At 64.6% G+C, this 16,476-nt stretch carries 16 protein-coding genes; 9 read left to right on the top strand and 7 right to left on the bottom strand.

Annotated elements, in window-relative coordinates; translation table 11 throughout:
- Positions 1-232: 232 nt before the first annotated feature.
- Together U1700_RS10930 and U1700_RS10925 are read right to left on the bottom strand one after the other, a co-directional pair.
- The gene (locus U1700_RS10930) at positions 233-2,245 is read right to left on the bottom strand and encodes a toll/interleukin-1 receptor domain-containing protein (RefSeq protein WP_332752691.1); all 2,013 of its coding nucleotides are present in this window, start codon (positions 2,243-2,245) and stop codon (positions 233-235) included.
- A 94-nt stretch (positions 2,246-2,339) separates the two neighbouring features.
- A complete protein-coding gene (locus U1700_RS10925) occupies positions 2,340-4,646 on the bottom strand; it encodes an ATP-dependent helicase (RefSeq protein WP_332752690.1) in 2,307 nt (768 codons plus the stop codon).
- Positions 4,647-5,263: 617 nt separating this feature from the next.
- On the opposite strand from U1700_RS10925, the gene U1700_RS10920 reads away from it, so the two are divergent.
- Complete coding sequence (locus U1700_RS10920) at positions 5,264-5,605, top strand: hypothetical protein (RefSeq protein ID WP_332752689.1); 342 nt, start codon at positions 5,264-5,266, stop codon at positions 5,603-5,605.
- A 91-nt stretch (positions 5,606-5,696) separates the two neighbouring features.
- Complete coding sequence (locus U1700_RS10915; protein WP_332752688.1) at positions 5,697-6,974, top strand: energy transducer TonB; 1,278 nt, start codon at positions 5,697-5,699, stop codon at positions 6,972-6,974.
- Positions 6,975-7,298: 324 nt separating this feature from the next.
- On the opposite strand, the gene U1700_RS10910 is transcribed toward U1700_RS10915, so the two are convergent.
- Positions 7,299-7,670 carry a DUF3597 domain-containing protein gene (locus U1700_RS10910; protein WP_332752687.1) on the bottom strand — a complete coding sequence of 124 codons (372 nt, stop codon included), beginning with the start codon at positions 7,668-7,670 and terminating at the stop codon, positions 7,299-7,301.
- Between the two features lie 4 nt (positions 7,671-7,674).
- Positions 7,675-8,127: a ferritin-like domain-containing protein gene (locus U1700_RS10905; protein WP_332752686.1), complete on the bottom strand. Its 453-nt coding sequence runs from the start codon at positions 8,125-8,127 to the stop codon at positions 7,675-7,677.
- A gap of 159 nt (positions 8,128-8,286) precedes the next feature.
- Between U1700_RS10905 and U1700_RS10900 the strand changes: the two genes are divergently transcribed.
- From U1700_RS10900 to U1700_RS10885, 4 genes are all read left to right on the top strand, one after another.
- Positions 8,287-9,132 carry an energy transducer TonB gene (locus U1700_RS10900; RefSeq protein WP_332752685.1) on the top strand — a complete coding sequence of 282 codons (846 nt, stop codon included), beginning with the start codon at positions 8,287-8,289 and terminating at the stop codon, positions 9,130-9,132.
- A gap of 82 nt (positions 9,133-9,214) precedes the next feature.
- Positions 9,215-9,988, top strand: a complete 774-nt coding sequence (locus U1700_RS10895) for a class I SAM-dependent methyltransferase (protein ID WP_332752684.1) — start codon at positions 9,215-9,217, stop codon at positions 9,986-9,988.
- 25 nt (positions 9,989-10,013) lie between these two features.
- Entirely contained in the window at positions 10,014-11,282 is a 1,269-nt protein-coding gene (locus U1700_RS10890) for a dicarboxylate/amino acid:cation symporter (protein WP_332752683.1), read from the top strand.
- 139 nt (positions 11,283-11,421) lie between these two features.
- Positions 11,422-11,733: a UrcA family protein gene (locus tag U1700_RS10885; RefSeq protein WP_332752682.1), complete on the top strand. Its 312-nt coding sequence runs from the start codon at positions 11,422-11,424 to the stop codon at positions 11,731-11,733.
- A gap of 59 nt (positions 11,734-11,792) precedes the next feature.
- Here U1700_RS10885 and U1700_RS10880 read toward each other — a convergent pair whose 3' ends face one another.
- Both U1700_RS10880 and U1700_RS10875 read right to left on the bottom strand, forming a co-directional pair.
- Positions 11,793-12,542 carry a LytR/AlgR family response regulator transcription factor gene (locus U1700_RS10880; RefSeq protein ID WP_332752681.1) on the bottom strand — a complete coding sequence of 250 codons (750 nt, stop codon included), beginning with the start codon at positions 12,540-12,542 and terminating at the stop codon, positions 11,793-11,795.
- Entirely contained in the window at positions 12,539-13,831 is a 1,293-nt protein-coding gene (locus tag U1700_RS10875; RefSeq protein ID WP_332752680.1) for a sensor histidine kinase, read from the bottom strand. The genes U1700_RS10880 and U1700_RS10875 overlap by 4 nt, the downstream gene beginning before the upstream one ends.
- 152 nt (positions 13,832-13,983) lie before the next feature.
- Here U1700_RS10875 and U1700_RS10870 point away from each other — a divergent pair, with 152 nt between their 5' ends.
- From U1700_RS10870 to U1700_RS10860, 3 genes are all read left to right on the top strand, one after another.
- Positions 13,984-14,217, top strand: coding sequence for a hypothetical protein (locus U1700_RS10870; RefSeq protein ID WP_332752679.1), 234 nt, complete (start codon positions 13,984-13,986; stop codon positions 14,215-14,217).
- A gap of 186 nt (positions 14,218-14,403) precedes the next feature.
- Complete coding sequence (locus tag U1700_RS10865) at positions 14,404-14,955, top strand: hypothetical protein (RefSeq protein WP_332752678.1); 552 nt, start codon at positions 14,404-14,406, stop codon at positions 14,953-14,955.
- A gap of 101 nt (positions 14,956-15,056) precedes the next feature.
- Positions 15,057-16,130 carry a 3-deoxy-7-phosphoheptulonate synthase gene (locus tag U1700_RS10860; protein ID WP_332752677.1) on the top strand — a complete coding sequence of 358 codons (1,074 nt, stop codon included), beginning with the start codon at positions 15,057-15,059 and terminating at the stop codon, positions 16,128-16,130.
- Here the strand turns inward: U1700_RS10860 and U1700_RS10855 are convergent.
- Positions 16,127-16,444: a 2Fe-2S iron-sulfur cluster-binding protein gene (locus U1700_RS10855; protein WP_332752676.1), complete on the bottom strand. Its 318-nt coding sequence runs from the start codon at positions 16,442-16,444 to the stop codon at positions 16,127-16,129. The two genes, U1700_RS10860 and U1700_RS10855, sit on opposite strands and share 4 nt — an antisense overlap.
- Positions 16,445-16,476 lie beyond the last annotated feature (32 nt).

The following is a 16,476-nucleotide window of genomic DNA, read 5'->3' as shown; positions in this document are numbered from 1 at the left end:
GAGTCTGAAGTGCATATTGGCTTGTCGTAACGAGAAACACGACGACGGGTTCAATATTACGATAGCCCGGGTGCAAGTATCTGGCCTGTTGTGGCTTTTGAGCCAACTCTGCGTCGGCGCCGGGCGTCGACCAGCGCAGGTCGATAATCGGTTGCGGGCAAGGAAGGCATATCGCGTCCATCACGCCCTGATGTGGGGTTCCGCGTGAATGGGGGCTGAAAATGGTTTTGCCTCAGGACTTTGCCAGCGAACCACACACCGCAGCGGGATTGGGCTCACCGCAGAAATCGGGGCGGTGGATCTTCCAATAGTCGATCAGCCCCATGCGCTGGGCAAGCGCCGCGAACTTCGCGGTCTTGCGCGCTTCGGTGAACACCGGGCGGAACATCAGCGTCAGCCGATCGTCGCCGCGTTCGAGCGCCGTCGTCAATGCGTCGACCGCCTCGTCGAGGTTGCCGCTCATTGCCAGCGCAGTAATCGCCGATCCGCTGTTGGCCGGGTCGGCAGACAGCGCCATGAACGGCGCCCCGGCGGCATGGATGCGCGCTGCGTCCCCGCCCTGCAGCGCATCGAGCAGCGCCGGCCATGCGGCCTTCACCGGGCTTTCGGGCTGGTCGGCAAGCGCGGTTCGCGCCGCCGCCCAGTCGCGCCGCCACAGTGCCTGGCCAAAGCGCGCCAATTTGATCGACTTGTTCCCGGGCCATTTGACGGCGAGCTCGTCGAGCATCCTGAGCCCGCCAGCGGCATTGCCGGTCGCGGCGGTGGCATTGGCAAGCGAGATGGCATGCTCGGCGATATTCGGATCATTGCCGACGGCTTGCTGGAGCAGCGGCAATCCCGCCGACGGCCGGCCAAGTGCGTTGAGCGTATAGTTATAATTGGGCAGCTCGCAGCCGCAATCGCTCGGCCGCACGCTAATCGACTTTTCGGCCAGCGTCTCCCACTCGGCGAAATTGTGGAAGTGCGGCAGCGATGATGCCGACTTGCCATCGCCCCCCAGCCCGACTGCCAGCCACGCCTGGACCTGATAAGCCTTGGCGGTGGTCGGGTCGATCGCTAGCGCGCGCTCGGCCGCCTTGGCTGTATCGGCCAGGATCGCGGCCTTGTTCGCGCCCGGCGTGAACGAGCTAATAATCAAATTCTCGGACAGGTTCGACCAGCCATTGGCAAAGTCGGGCGCCGCCGCCACGACGTTGCGCAGCGTCGCGACGAGCGATTCCGCTGAGGTCTGGTCGGTGCCGCTGTTGATCTGCTGGCAAAAGCGCGCCCACGGCGCGATCGCTTCGGGCGGCAGGACGACCAGCTTCGATCCGGTGCTGTCGCTGGCGGTAGCGACACAGCGGGTGAATTCGGCCAGTTCCAGACCGAACTGGCGCGCCGCGATCGGGTTGCTCTTGGGCTGGGAGAACTTGATCGTGCTGATCGGGGCCTCGGTATCGGGTGCGAACAGCTTGGCGATGACCAATAGCTGGTCGCCCTCGGTCGAGACGTCGCCGGTCAACTGATAGGCGTGGGGCCGCCTCTTGCCGTCGCCATTGACCGGGTTGATCCGCGACGAGGTCGAAAAGCCGTTGAACATCTCGTTCGACAGCGACTCGGCAAACCCTGCCGGCAGCCCCGCGCCATGCGTCGTGAACTGGTCGACTACCACATCCGGCTGGACCGGCTTGGCAAGACCCAGGTCGGCGCGGAACAGGAACAGTGCGCCCAGCAGCGCAACCGCCAGCGCGGCGAACCCCATCGCGAACATCGGCCGCCTGGCCGGGCGCAACCAGCCTTCGCCCGACTGCGCTTTTATCGGCACCGCAGCCACCGCCGCGGCATCGGGCGCAAGCGTTGCGTCGCCCGGCGCAACCTCGGGATGTTCGCCTTCGAGCCAGCTGAGCAGCTTGTCCCACTGCGGATTGCTGTCGTCGAACACCCCGCTCGAAAGGTCGACCGACTGGCGCAGCATGAACGCCAGCGGCAGCGAACAATGCTCGATCGTGACCGGCACCAACTTGTGATGATCCTGCGCATAATGCGCCTCGGACCTCACCCAATCCGACGTCACCGACCGCGGGGTCCACAGCACGACGACGTAAGCGGCGGCCGCAATCTCGCGCTCGATCATCGCGTCCCAAGCCTGCTGCGGGTTGAGCGCATCGTCCCACCAAACCGATTTTCCGGCCTTGCGCAGCGCCGCGACCAACCGCTCGGCGATTGCGCGGTCTTCTTTCTTGTAGCTCAGGAATATGTCGGCCATCTGCGCCTCTTCCCCCGGGATGAGGCTAGGCTAGCGCAACTCGGGACAAGCGGAAATGCCTTTGTCGTGTCGCCGACATTTCACCCCGAAGCGATCACCCCAGCGAGATGAAACTGTCGAGCACCCGCTTGCGCCCGGCATGCTCAAAGTCGATTTCCAGCTTGTTGCCCTCGATCACCGCGATCGTGCCGTAACCGAACTTGGCGTGGAACACGCGCATGCCCAGCGCGACGTCGCTCCGTCCCTTGTTGCCAAGGCTGACCGCGCTGCCCTTCGATTCCTGCGGCGACGACGACGACGACCGCCCCGACCCCTGCACGCCATAAGCCGGCGTCAGCGCGCGTTGCATCCCCGGCCCGCGTCGTTCGGGCCGAGCGACATGCGCGAACGGGTCGCTCTGCTCGCTCCACTGCGCCCGCCACAGGCTTTCGCCGCCGGTCATGGTCGTTTCAGTTTCGATATGATCGGCCGGGAGTTCGGCCACGAACCGGCTCGGGATCGAGCTCGTCCACTGGCCGTAAATCCGCCGGTTCGCGGCATGAAGGATCGTCGCCCGCGTCCGTGCCCGCGTGATCGCCACATAAGCCAGCCGCCGTTCCTCCTCCAGGCTCGCCAGCCCGCCCTCGTCAAGCGCGCGCTGCGACGGAAACACGCCTTCCTCCCACCCGGCCAGGAACAGGATCGGAAACTCCAGCCCCTTGGCGGCATGGATCGTCATGATCGTCACCTTGGGCTCGCCCCGCGCCGCGTCATTGTCCATCACGAGCGAGACGTGTTCCAGGAAGGCGCCGAGCGTCTCATAATCCTCCATCGCCCGGGTCAGTTCGGTCAAATTCTCCAGTCGGCCTGCCGACTCCGCGCTCCGCTCGGCCTGCAACGCAGCGGTATAACCGCTCTCGTCGAGCATCAGCCGGGCTAGCTCGGGGTGGGGCAGGGTGGAAGCCATCGTTCGCCAGCGCGATACGTCGCCCACGAACCGGCCGAGGGAGCGCCGCGCCTGCGGGGTCAGCTCGTCACTGTCGAGCATCTCCGCCGCGGCAAAGATCAGCGGTTGCGACGATACCCGCGCGAAACTGTGGATCCGCTGGACCGCCTTGTCGCCCAGCCCGCGCTTGGGCACGTTGATAATCCGCTCGAACGCCAGATCGTCGGCAGGCTGGGCGATCAGTCGCAGATAGGCCAGCGCATCGCGGATCTCGGCGCGCTCGTAAAAGCGGAACCCGCCAACGATTTGATACGCCAGCCCAATCGCGATGAACCGCTCTTCAAGCTCGCGCGTCTGAAATTGCGCCCGCACCAGGATCGCGGTGTCGTCGAGGCTGCCGCCGCCACGGCCATGGCCCTCAATCTCCTCGCCGATCCGCCGCGCTTCCTCGGGGCCGTCCCACACGCCGATGACGCGGACCTTGTCCCCGCCATTGGCCGCGGTCCACAAAGTCTTGCCGAGCCGCCCCGCGTTGTTCGAGATCAGCGCCGTCGCCGCCGCCAATATGTGCGGAGTCGAGCGATAATTCTGCTCGAGCCGGATCACTGCCGCGCCCGGAAAATCCTTCTCGAAGCGCAGGATATTGGCGACTTCCGCTCCGCGCCACGAGTAAATCGACTGGTCGTCGTCGCCAACGCAGCACAGATTGCGGCGCGGCTCGGCCAGCAGCTTGAGCCAGTCATACTGCGACGCATTGGTGTCCTGATATTCGTCGACCAGGATATATTTGAACCGCTCCCGATACCCTTCGAGCACGTCGGGATGCTTGCGGAAGATCGTCAGCATGTGGAGCAGCAAGTCGCCGAAATCGCACGCGTTGAGTGTCCGCAATCGCTCTTGATAGGCCGCGTACAGTTCAGCCCCGCGACCACTTGCGAAGGCCTCGGCTTCGGCCGCATCGATATGCGCCGGGGTCCAGCCGCGGTTCTTCCAGCGGTCGATCACTCCCGACAGCTGCCGCGCCGGCCAGCGTTTCTCGTCGAGGTTCGCCGCCACGATCAGCTGTTTGAGCAAGCGCAGCTGGTCGTCGGTATCGAGGATGGTGAAATTGGACTGCAGCCCGACCAGTTCGGCGTGACTGCGCAACATCCGCGCCGCGACCGAATGGAAGGTCCCCAGCCACGGCATCCCCTCAATTGCCCCGCCCGAAATGCGCGCAATCCGCTCCTTCATCTCGCGCGCCGCCTTGTTGGTGAAGGTCACCGCCAGGATCTGGCTCGGCCACGCCCTCCGCGTCGCCACCAGATGCGCTAGCCGGGCAGTCAGCGCCGACGTCTTGCCCGTCCCCGCGCCCGCCAGCACCAGCACCGGTCCGTCGGTCGTCAGCACCGCTTCGCGTTGTGGCGCGTTGAGACCGGTCAGATAGGCGGGTTCGGGTTCGGCGCTTGAGCCGGTAAGGGCAGGGGATTCGGGCACCCCTGCGAAGTAGGGACGCGGGAACGAAACGGCAACCGCGGCTCAGACAGAGTTATGCGCGATATCCCCGTTATCCACAGGCTCGGATTTGCAGTTTCCGCTTGGAGCGACTCGTGGCCAGGCGCATATTGCAATGGTGATCGGGGCAGCGGCCTCGGGCCACCGGAGGGAAGGGAAACCGGACCAAGGGCGACCAGGGACCAAAGATCCGATCTCCGCCGGCAGGCGATGGTGATGCGAAAGAGACGTTGAAATCCCTCGGGACGTAAGCAGATCGGAAGTATCGCTGGACCAGCTGGCAAGAGGCGCCGGAAGAGTTGATCTTTCTGTCGCAGCGACTTGCTTCTCTCGGGAAGCGGGAGCGCGCGAAAAGAGGGTCGATCCAAGAAGGGCCGCGGAACGTCAAGGATCTGTCTTCGGACTGAACCATGGCCGGAAGCGACGCCTGAGCTGGTGAGCCAGGATCGAAGGACGGGGGAGCGCAAGCGATCCAGGTCACGAACACCGGCAGATCCTTCGCTCGGCGCAGTGGGGGCTGGCAGCAATGCCGGCCCCCATTTCTGTATGCGGGCCCGCCGAGCCTTCCGCCGCTACTCAATCCCCGCTACGCCTCATCCATGGCCAAAGCCGACCGCCTCGAACGAATGGATGCCCGCCGCGCCGAGCTCGAAGCCGAATATCACGAGCTGCTCCACGCCGCGCTGACCACTGCCGCCGCCGGGACCTGGGGCCTGTTCGATCACAAGCCCGACCGCGCCGCGCGTGCCCGCACCGCCCCGGTCATCGCCGAACTGACCGACCTCGCTGCCGAGATTGACGAGCGCCGCGAGGCCCTGATGATGGACCCCTTCACCCTCCACCACGACTTCATCGCCGCTCGCGGACCGGTCGCGTCGAACGCGGTCGGAGAGCCGAAGCAGGCGCAGGCGTGGCTCGATCGGCTGGCCGCCGACGCCTGACCTCGCCGCGCGCACGTCACTGCTTTTCTTGCCGACAATATCGGTTACAGCGGCACTCGCCGAGTGACGGGGGGCGCATATGATTTTAGCGATGGCAGCAATGATGGTCTCGCGCGCGCCGCCGCCGGCACATCATGCCTCGCGAGCGAGTTCGACCCGTGCCATCAAGCGCGCCAAAGGGTCACTCGTCGGGCTGTTCAGCGCCGAAGACTATCCCAACGACGCACTTCGCCGTGGCGATGAGGGCACTGTCGGCGTCCGGCTGACCATCGGCACCGACGGGCGCACGTCGCGCTGCGCCGTTACCGCTTCGTCGCACTCGCCAAGCCTCGACGCTGCGACATGCCGTATCCTGACCGAGCGGGCAGGCTTCGCGCCGGCCCGCGATCGCCGCGGGAAACCGACAATCGATCATTATGCGCAGCGGATCACGTGGCAAATCCCGGAGTCCTCGCCCTCGTCCTCGTCCTCGCCGCCGCCTTCGCCGCCCATGACCTCGGCCGAACGCGCAATTGGCGAGAAAGTGATCCAGCGCGCGCTAGCTGCGATGTCGGCCCTGAACGCACGTGGCGGGACCGCGGTCACGCGCGCGAAGGGGTCGCTTGTCGGGCTGTTCAGTGCCGAAGACTATCCAACAGACGCGCTTCGCCGTGGCGATGAGGGCACCGTCGCCGTGCAGATGTTGATCGGCGCCGACGGGCGCGTGTCTCGCTGTGTCGTCACCACTTCATCGCACTCGCCCAGCCTCGACGCTGCGACATGCCGTATCCTGACCGAGCGGGCAGGCTTCACACCCGCCCGCAATCGCGACGGGAAGCCGACGACCGATCATTATTCGCAGCGGATCACGTGGCGGATCCCGGCGGCCCCGCCCATCTTGTTCGCGGACACGACGCAGGCGCTGGTGATGATGGTCCCGGTTTCAGGAGAACCCGCTTGCACCCTAAACTTTACTGGAGCGCAAGCGCCGACCATCAGCAAGGCGGACTGCGCTCGAATGCTCCCCAACTGGAAGTCGTTCCTGTCGATCCTGGCGATCGATTTCGTCGCGCCGTACCGAATATTCTCCCTTGACGAGATGCGGCTCGGCGATCTGCTCCCGGCAACCCCCGATCCGCAGCGGACGATCCGCGGCGGCGCGGCGCTGACGATCGACCCGGAAGGAAAGATCAGCGACTGCCGCCCGATCGCGGCGCTTTCGCTCAACGGTGACGACGGCGCATCACTCTGCGATGGCAAGAGCGAGATGCGATTTCCCGCGCTCCCCGCAACCGACAAGCTGCGCGCGCCACGGACGCTGACCATGATCCGCTCGCTGCGCTACGAAGCGCTGCCGCCGACTGCATCGGGGACTACACCGCCGAAATAAACGTCACGGACTTGGCTCGTTGTCGATTTTCCTGTCCTACAGGCCACCGTTGCGCATAGCTTTATCCGGCGCGCGCGATTCGACCAAGTCCGCACCGTGAACTTGATCATCGAGCGGAAAACCCGGAACTGAAAAACATCGTCACGACCGCGAACATGTGTGAACATTCGCGAGCAGCGAGCGAGCGGCAGCGACAGGCGAGCCAGTAAAATACTGCGGAAGCGACAGGCGAGCCAACAAAGACTCCAGCGGCTCCACCAAAAGAAACGGGGCGGCAGTCCTGCGACCGCCGCCCCGTCTCTTCGCGTCACGATCAGCGCAGCGTTATGCCAGCATGTTCGCCGGCACGCGCCCGCCGTTGTCGGCGAGCTGCTGCATCGTGGCGCGGTGAAGCCACAGGTTCATTTCGGCCGAACCGTTCTTCTCGCCGGTATAGCCAAGCTCGGTCGCCAGTTCCTCGCGGTTCGACAGGCTCGAATCGATCCCGAGCAGCTTCATCAAGTCGACGATCGAGGTCTGGTAATTGAGGTCGGGATTGCCCTTGTCGGCCGAGATCTGGCTGAGCACGGCGCCTACATCGACCGGCGCCGCTTGCTCCTGGGTTGGCGCCGTGGTCGCCTCGGCCGACTCCGGTGCAGCTTGTGCGGCCGCCGGATGCCCGAAGATCGCGTTCTTGATTGCAGAGAAAATGCTCATGGTGTCAGGCCTCCATGCCGTGCTTTAGATCGCTCATCTGGTCATGGCCTTGGCGCACCGAGGTGAACGCCTGCTCGACCGCGCTGCGCGACTGGGCCGACAGGTCGACGTCCTTGAGCGCGGTTTCGAATTTCTCCTTGAGGTAATCCTCGCCGCGCTCGACCTCGTTGATAATCGCCTTGTCGTCGCGCCCGGTGATGGCAGACTTCAGATCCATGAACCGCTGATGGGTCTTGCCCATGAAACTTCCGTCGCCCTCGGCTTCCCCGCCCAGCGAAGTGACCTGCTGGCGAAGCATTTCGACCGCGCTGCTGCGCTCGTCGGCAAACTTGCGGAACAGCTGCTGGAAACGCGGCGATTCGGCATGCTCGGCGGCATCGCGGTACCCGGTGACGCTGTCGATCAGCGTCGCGGTCAGCGTGTTCAGCGTGGCGATTTCTTTGACGGTGTCAGCCATTACAAAGGCTCCCTTGATATTGATGTCGAACGCACAACGCACTTCGTCCCCAGTCGATGCGAAGCCGTGGCGAATAGTTTTCAAAAGCGGCCAAAGCGGCAACCGCGTGCGGCGAAGCGAAGGCTTGCCAGCGCCGGGCGTCCTTGGCACGCTGCGACAATGAACTCGTCTCTGTTCGCGCTGCTCGGTTCAGCGCTCCTCCTTGCCCCGTCCGCTGTCCTTGCGGACAGCTCACCGGCCCCTGCCGACGCGCTGGCGCCGACCAGGCCGTGGGTTGTCGAATGGGCCGAAAGCAGCTGTGTCGCCAGTCGCCAGTATGAAGCGCAGGGTAAGCCAATCACCCTTGCGCTCAGGCCGTCGCCGATGGGCGGGACGATGCAGCTCATCCTCCTTGCCCAGCGCCGTTCGGTCGATGCCTATCAGGGCGACACGACGATCCGCGGCGGCACTGGCGAGCCGATCAAGAGCAGCATGCTTTTCTATCCAATCGAAAACAAGACTAACAAGACTAAGGTGACTGCGTTGGTCGCGACCCTGTCCGCTGCGCAATTTCATGCCTTGGACGGGGCACAATGGATCGGCTTTCAGGGACATGATCTGGTGCAGCAGAATTTCCGCCTGACCCAGTTCAGCGCGGTTCAGGCGAAGCTCGCCGAATGCCTCGTCAACCTGAAGCGCTATTGGCTGATGAGCGACGATCAGATCCGCCGGATCAAGGTTCCGCCTATCACAAGCAATATTATGGGTCTGTTCTCGAGCAACGATTATCCCACCCAAGCGCTTCGCGAGAACAATAGCGGCACTGTCGGCGTCCGCCTGATGATCGACGACAAAGGGGTTGTTCAGGATTGCATGGCCAATGAGACGAGCGGCAGCGCGGTGCTCGACGCGATGACCTGCATCGTCCTGCGTCAGCGTGCGAAGTTCAAGCCCGCCCGGGACGTCGATGGCAAGTCCGTCCATAGCTATTTCGACCAGCGGGTCACCTGGCAGATCCCCGGCTAGGAGCCGCCCGCAAGCGATTGACTTGAAGCGCTGGCGCGGAGAATGCAGCGGGGCTAGCGTTAATCCGCACAGGGGATTTGAAATGCGACATCGATTTGTTGGGCAGTTGGTCGCGGCGTTGATGGTGGCCGGACTGGGCGCGAGCTACTCGGAAGCGCGACCAGTTTCGGTTCCGACCATCACTGCGGCCGTCGCCGCGCCGACCCGCAGCCCCGACAATGTCAAGCTCGACGTCTCGCGCAAGCCCGCCGAACTGCTCGCCTTCCTTGGCCTCAAACCCGGGATGCGAGTCGCCGACATGTTCGGGGTCAATCATTATTGGGCCGAGATTTTCGCTGCGGCGGTCGGCCCCCGTGGCCAGGTCGTCGTGTGGGAACCGACCCAGTTCTACGGCGACAAGGCGCGCGCCGATTTCGCCGCTTTTGCTGCTACCCGGCCCAACGTCGCGATCGTCGCCAGCCCGTTCGCCACCCCCGCGCTGGCGCCACGCTCGTTCGACCTGATGCTGCTCAACCTCGACTATCACGACGTCTATTGGCAGTCGGCCAAATACAAGATTGCCGCGATGGAGCCCGATGCCTGGCTCAAGGTCATCTATGCGGCGATGAAGCCCGGCGGGATCGTCGGGGTGGTCGACCATGTCGGGCCGGCGGGCGACACCCGCGCCATCGTCGAGGAGCTTCACCGAATCGATCCCGCCGTCGTCCGCGCTGATTTTGAACGCGCAGGCTTTGTCCTAGACGGCGAGAGCCCGCTGCTTCGCAACCCGGCCGACGATCATAAGCTGCTGGTGTTCGACCCGGCCATCCGCGGCAAGACCGACCGCTTCGCCCTGCGCTTCAGAAAACCGCGCTGATCACCGGCGGCCGGGAACAGATCGTATGAAAATCGGACCGACGTGGCGAGTGCTGCTCGCGTTGCTCATTGGCTTGCTGCTCGGCGCGGTCGCGGCGGGGACGGGGGACGGCTGGCGCGATCCGGCGGTGCGCATCGCCAGCGCGATCGGCGGATTGTGGCTCGACACCCTCAAGATGACCGTCATCCCGCTGATCGTCGCGCTGCTCGTCACCGGGATCGTCGGCGGGGCCGATGCCGCGCGCCAAGGCGGAGTCGCGGCACGATCGATGCTGTGGTTCGCGCTGCTGCTGACCGCCTCGGCGATCTTCGGCGCAATCGTCATGCCCGCACTGATCAATATCTTCCCCTTGCCCGAGGCCGCCGCCGCCGCGCTCCGCACCGGGCTTGCCGGGGTCGATAAGGAAGCCGCCGCTTCGTCGGTGCCCGGGCTCGCAGACTTCGTCCGCTCGATCGTCCCGCCCAATATTTTCAAGGCTGCGGCCGATGGCGCAATCCTGCAGATCGTCGTGTTCACCGCACTTTTCGCCTTCGCGCTGACCCGCCTGCCGGAGGAGAAGCGCCGCCCGCTGGCGTCCTTCTTCGAATCGCTCGGTGAAGCGATGCTGGTGATTATCGGCTGGATCCTGTGGCTCGCCCCGGTCGGTGTGCTCGCGCTCGCCTTCGCGGTCGGGGCGGGGGCAGGCGGCGCGGCATTTGGCGCAGTGCTTCATTATGTCCTGCTGGTATCGAGCCTGGGCATCGCCATCCTGCTCGCCGCCTATGTCGTCGCCGCGCTTGGCGCGCGCTGGCCGATCGGCCGTTTCGCCCGCGCGATGATCGCACCACAAGCCGTCGCCATTTCGACCCAGTCGAGCCTTGCTTCGCTTCCGGCCATGCTTGGCGCCGCGCGTGAGCTCGATGTCGCGCCGGCCAATGCCGACGTTACCTTGCCGCTGTCGGTCGCATTGTTCCGCGCTACCGGGCCGGCGATGAACATGGGGGTCGCCATCTACGTCGCCCACTGGCTCAATATCCCGCTCAGCCCACTGGCGCTGATCGCCGGAATCGCGGTCGCGGCGATCACGACCTATAGCGCGGTCAGCCTGCCGGGCCAGCTCAGCTTCGTCAGCAACATTGCGCCCATCTCGCTCGCGATGGGGGTACCGATCGAACCGCTCGCCATCCTCATCGCGGTCGAAACCATTCCCGACATTTTCCGCACGCTGGGGAACGTCACGATGGACGTCGCGGTGACTGGCGCGGTGGCGCGGCGGTCGGACACGCCAACCGCCGTTGGTCGACTGGCCGACTGACCAACGCCTTTCGTAGCGGATCCGTACCGATCGACGATCGGCGCCGCAGCTTGGTCGAGGCGGGCGCGAACTGGGCGGATTGAGCTCCTATCGGAAAGAGGCGGCCACGCGTCGCACCTTGAACCGAAAGGAAGACGACATGCTTACCATCCTCACCGCCGCGCTGCTTGGCATCGCCAACCCGGCGTCGCAGCCCGAAGACATCACTCGCGTCGAGGTCGAAACCGCCGACCTCAACCTGTCCACCGCCAGTGGTCGCCAGCTTCTCGACCAGCGCATCATCGCCGCCGCTGGCGTCATATGCGATGTCGACCATCGCCTGGCGGACACCAATGAACTGGCGACGAAGAACTGCATGATCAACGCTCGCAACAACGCCCGCAAGCAGGTCCGCGCCAAGATTGCGCGCGCCACGGCCCGCTCGGCCGACGCCGCGCTCGCCAGCCGTTGATCAATTCCGATATCCTGGTGCCCGCGCCGCGTTGCGCGGGCACTTTCTTGTAAGAAACCCTAGCGTCCCGCCATTTCGCGCACCGCGTCCGAATAGAGCCGTCCGACCGGCTGGTCGCTGCCATCGGCCAGCCGCGCGATCCACCGTCCAGATGCATTGCGCCCGAACCCCGCGATAAAGTCCCGCCGCACGATCGCTGATCGGTGGAGCCGGATGAACTGCGCCGGGTCCAGCCCGTCCTCCAACGCGTTCATCGAATGATGGATCAGCCAGCTGCGCGTCGCCACATGAAGTCGCATATAGTCGCGCTCGGCCGACACGCGGTCGATGTCGCGCGCCGCAATCCGCACCAGCCCCGACAGGTCAGACGCCCAGAATTCGTCGAGAAAACGCGATCCCGACGCCGCCGGCGCATCCCTGACCCGCGCCGCAAGATAACTCCGCGCCCGTGCCAGTGCCCGATCAAGCCGCTCGGGCTCGACCGGCTTCATCACATAATCGACCGCTGCCACTTCGAACGCTGCCACGGCAAACTGGTCGAACGCAGTGACGAATACCACCGCCGGGCTTGGCCGACGCTGCGACAAGGCGCGCGCCACCTCGATCCCGTCAAGCCCTGGCATGGCAATATCGAGCAGCAGCAGGTCGGGATGAAGTGCTTCGGCCATCCGCACCGCAGCGTCACCGTCGCTGGCGGTCCCGACCAGATCGACCCCCTCGCAATTGGCGAGCAATAATTGCAATCGCTCGGCGGCGAGCGGCTCGTCGTCGGCGATCAGCAGCCGGAGTGAAGTCATGGCGTCTGTCATGCGGGTCCCCCAACCTGTTCGAACGGCATTGTCATGGTCACTTCGTAACCGCCCTCGCCGCCCCCGTTTCCTTCGCCCAGCGGCCCAAAACGGCACGAGGCGGCATCGCCAAAGCGCGCCTTCAACCGCGCACAGACGTTCGCCAGTCCAACCCCTGTACCTTGCCCGGCCGGGGCCGCCCGTGCGAGCCGGGCAGTGCCTTCGCCGCGATTGGTAACGGTGATCGTCAACCGATCCTCGCCCTCGCGCAGCGCGGCGATCGTCAGCAGCACCTTTTCGCGCGTTGCCGACACGCCATATTTGATTGCATTCTCGACCACGGGCTGGAGAAGCAGCGCGGGCAGCTGGGCATGTTCCAGCCCAGGCGCGATGTCGATCTCGACCCGCAGCCGCTTCGGGAAGCGGACCGTTTCAATATCGAGATAATGTTGCTGGAGCGCGATCTCGTCGGCCAGGCTGACGTCCGCGGTCGGATTGAGCGTCAGCGACGATCGGAAGAAGGCCGACAATTTGAGGATCATCGCCTCGGCCTCTGCGTTGCGGCTGGCCAGCACCAGCGACGACAGGCTGTTCAGCGTGTTGAACAGGAAATGGGGATTGACCTGGTAGCGTAGCGCGCGGACCTGCGCGGTGCGTGCCGCGCTTTCAGCCTCGGCGATCCGCTGGCGCGCGGCGGCGGCTTCGTTCTGCGCCTGTGCGGCAAGGTAGAAGGCGCTCCATGCGGCAAAGAAGAACAGCCACACGACCGAGGCATCGGCGGCGACGCGGACGATGTCGCGGCGCGGCAATTGCGCGATCTTGGGCAAAGTGAAGATCAGCGGCTCGGCGGCGTGACGCTCGATCCGCACCTGGTCGCCCTTCGTGATGATCACGACGCCCTCGCGGGCCTGCAATCGAAACTCGTCCTGCGGCTGGTGCGCTCGCGAATCGGACAGCATCAGCACCGCCGACTGGGCGAGCGCCGCCAGGATCGACGCGGCAATCGCGATCCCGACCTTGGTGCGGATCGCGCGGCGCCGCCCGATTAGGGCAATCGCCAGATAGATGCCGAATGTCAGCAGCAGCCCGCTGAGGATTGTCACGGAGCGATTCTGGATGACCCCGACAGCATCCCCGCTGAGCAGCGCGCGGGCGACGACGGTGGCGCCATAGACCAGCCAGAAAGCGAGGATCGACTTGGTCGCCAATGGCCAGTCGGCCAGCGCGCGCGTCGATCGACCATGGTCGGCAGGCTGGGAAAGGCGCGCGGACCGGGTCAGGCGCGTGGGGCGGGAGGTGATGGCATCCATCGCTACAATCTGCGCGCTGCGGGGCCTGCTGTCGAGCGACCGGCCGCCGCTTTGCCGAGCCGGGGCGCACGTCGGTCGAACGATAAGGGGGTGTGTCACGGAACGGTGGGGCGGGGCGGGTCGTTTCGGTCGAATAAAGGAGAGTTGGGATCATGAACGATCATCAGGACCATATCGACGACGATGAGCATGAGGTCCGCGCGCCGACCCTTTCAGGGGATCCCGAACGCGAACTCGAATTAAAGCTGAAGAAGGATCCGGGGAATAAATCGGCGCAGATTGATGTCGGATCGGACCAATCGATGGACGCGTCGGATCCGCCCTCGGCAACCCAGCCGGGAGGCAATGATCCCGTTCCGTCATCGGGTTTCCCCGAGAAAAAATAACTTCCTGTCGTTGTGCGTGGCGTGTCCCAAATACCACGCGAGCGAAGCGATGTACCGCAAATGAAATATTCGTGTTGCCCCGGGTCCCCCCCTCTGATTCATTGTGAATGGGGGGTGGACTTGTGGTTAAGCAAATCGAAACTGTCGCGACCGCATGATCCACCGGTAGATTTAGGAGCCGGGGTGATGACGACCAGGACCAGTCAGCCGAGCGGGGGCGTGTTGCTCCTTTCCGAGATGAAGGAGTTTGCCGGCTTTCCCAAGTCGACCCAGCGCTACATTCGCCGCTCGCTCGACGTTGCTTATGGTCGCGCCAATCCGATCGAGACCTGGTCGCGCGATGAAGTCGAGACTGCCTCGATCCGTGCCCAGTCGCGCTTCTACAGGCAGCTAGATCACCTGCGCGCCAATGTCCCCGACGACAGCAGCCTGGACATGATCGAACCTTTTCTCGGTACGCTCGTCACCCTTGTCGCGTTCGACCTCAGCCAGGACCGACTGCCCAGTTTCGCCGCCTATCGCTTTCTCTACGAGCGGCTTCTCGGTGCGGGCGCGCGGCCCTGGCTCCCGGCTGCTTTCTGTGCCGCCTCGGCCTTGCCCCACCTTCACCCCGATCGCCGGCGCCTGCTGCTGCAGTCGATCAGCGAAAGCGCCGCGACCGCCCCGGGCTGGTCCAACCGTGAGCCGGTATTCTGGCCCGAGTGGGTCGAAAAGGTCGATCTCGCGGCTGCGGCCTAGCGTTTTCGGCCCTCTCTGCACGATCGGCTAGCGACATTCCTCCTGGGGACTGCTAGCGGCAATGGGATCCCATTTGGGAATTTCACTGCCGGGACTCTGCTATGCCGCCGAAAATTGATGACCTTCGAATCTCCGGGATCAAGGAGCTATCGCCGCCGTCGCATTTGCTTCGCGACCATGCGCTGAGCGACGCTGCGCGCACGACCGTCAGCGCGGCGCGCTCGGCGATCCATAATATCCTCGCTGGCCAGGATGACCGGCTGCTGGTCGTCGTCGGGCCGTGTTCGATCCATGATCCTGCGGCCGCTATGGAATATGCCGCGCTGCTCGCCGCTCAGCGCAAGCGACTGTCGGGCACGCTCGAAATCGTCATGCGGGTCTATTTCGAAAAGCCGCGCACGACCGTGGGCTGGAAGGGGCTGATCAACGACCCCGGGCTCGATGGCACGTTCGATATCAATCGCGGGCTTCGCACGGCGCGCGAGCTATTGCTGTCGATCAATGAGGCCGGCCTTCCCGCTGGCACCGAATATCTTGACATGATCACCCCGCAATATCTCGCCGACCTGGTGTCGTGGGGGGCTATCGGTGCGCGCACGACCGAATCGCAGGTTCATCGCGAGCTTGCCTCGGGACTGTCGTGCGCGGTCGGTTTCAAAAATGGCACCGACGGCAATCTCAAGATCGCGCTCGATGCAGTTGCCGCCGCGTCGCAGCCGCACCACTTCCTTTCGGTCACCAAGGGTGGCCATTCGGCGATCGTCTCGACCACCGGCAACGAGGATTGCCATGTCATCCTGCGCGGGGGCAAGACTCCCAACTATGATGCACCAAGCATCGCGGCGGCCTGCGCAGAAGCCGACAAGGCCGGCTCGCAATGCCGCATCATGGTTGACGCTAGCCACGGCAACAGCAGCAAGAACCACGCCAACCAGGCCGTCGTGGTCAACGATATCGCCGCCCAGGTCGTCAGCGGCGAGCGGCGGATCTTCGGACTGATGATCGAAAGCAACCTGATCGAGGGCAAGCAGTCGCTTGTCCCCGGCGAGCCGCTGACGTACGGCCAGAGCATCACCGACGCCTGCATCAGCTGGGATGTTACCGTCGCCCTGTTGGAGCGATTGGCGAAAGCGGTCGACGCCCGCCGATCGCTCAACGAGAGCGTTGCGGCTTAATCTTCCGGCGCGATCGTGGCGCGCAGGCCTTCCAGGTCGGGTCCGATCGGGATCTGGCATGACAGGCGGCTGTTGGGCTGGCGCGCGTCGCTGCTGTCGAGCAGGTCATTCTCGTCCTCGCTCACGGCCGGCATGCGGTCGAGATAGGCCTCGTCAACGAAAATGTGGCACGTCGCGCAGCTCATGCAGCCACCGCACAGGGCAAGCAGCTCGTCAAAGCCGTTGTCGCGGATCGCCTCCATCAGGCTGACGCCGTCCTGGGCCGAAATGCTGCGTTCGCCGCCCGAGCGGTCGATGATCGTGATGCTGGTCATGGCGACGCGCCTTGCCTGATGGCGCACGAGCC

Source organism: Sphingomonas sp. RB1R13 (genome assembly GCF_036663775.1).
Taxonomy (GTDB): Bacteria; Pseudomonadota; Alphaproteobacteria; order Sphingomonadales; family Sphingomonadaceae; genus Sphingomicrobium.
The sequence above is the reverse complement of the archived record's forward strand: the minus strand, read 5'-3'. Positions and strand labels throughout refer to the sequence as shown.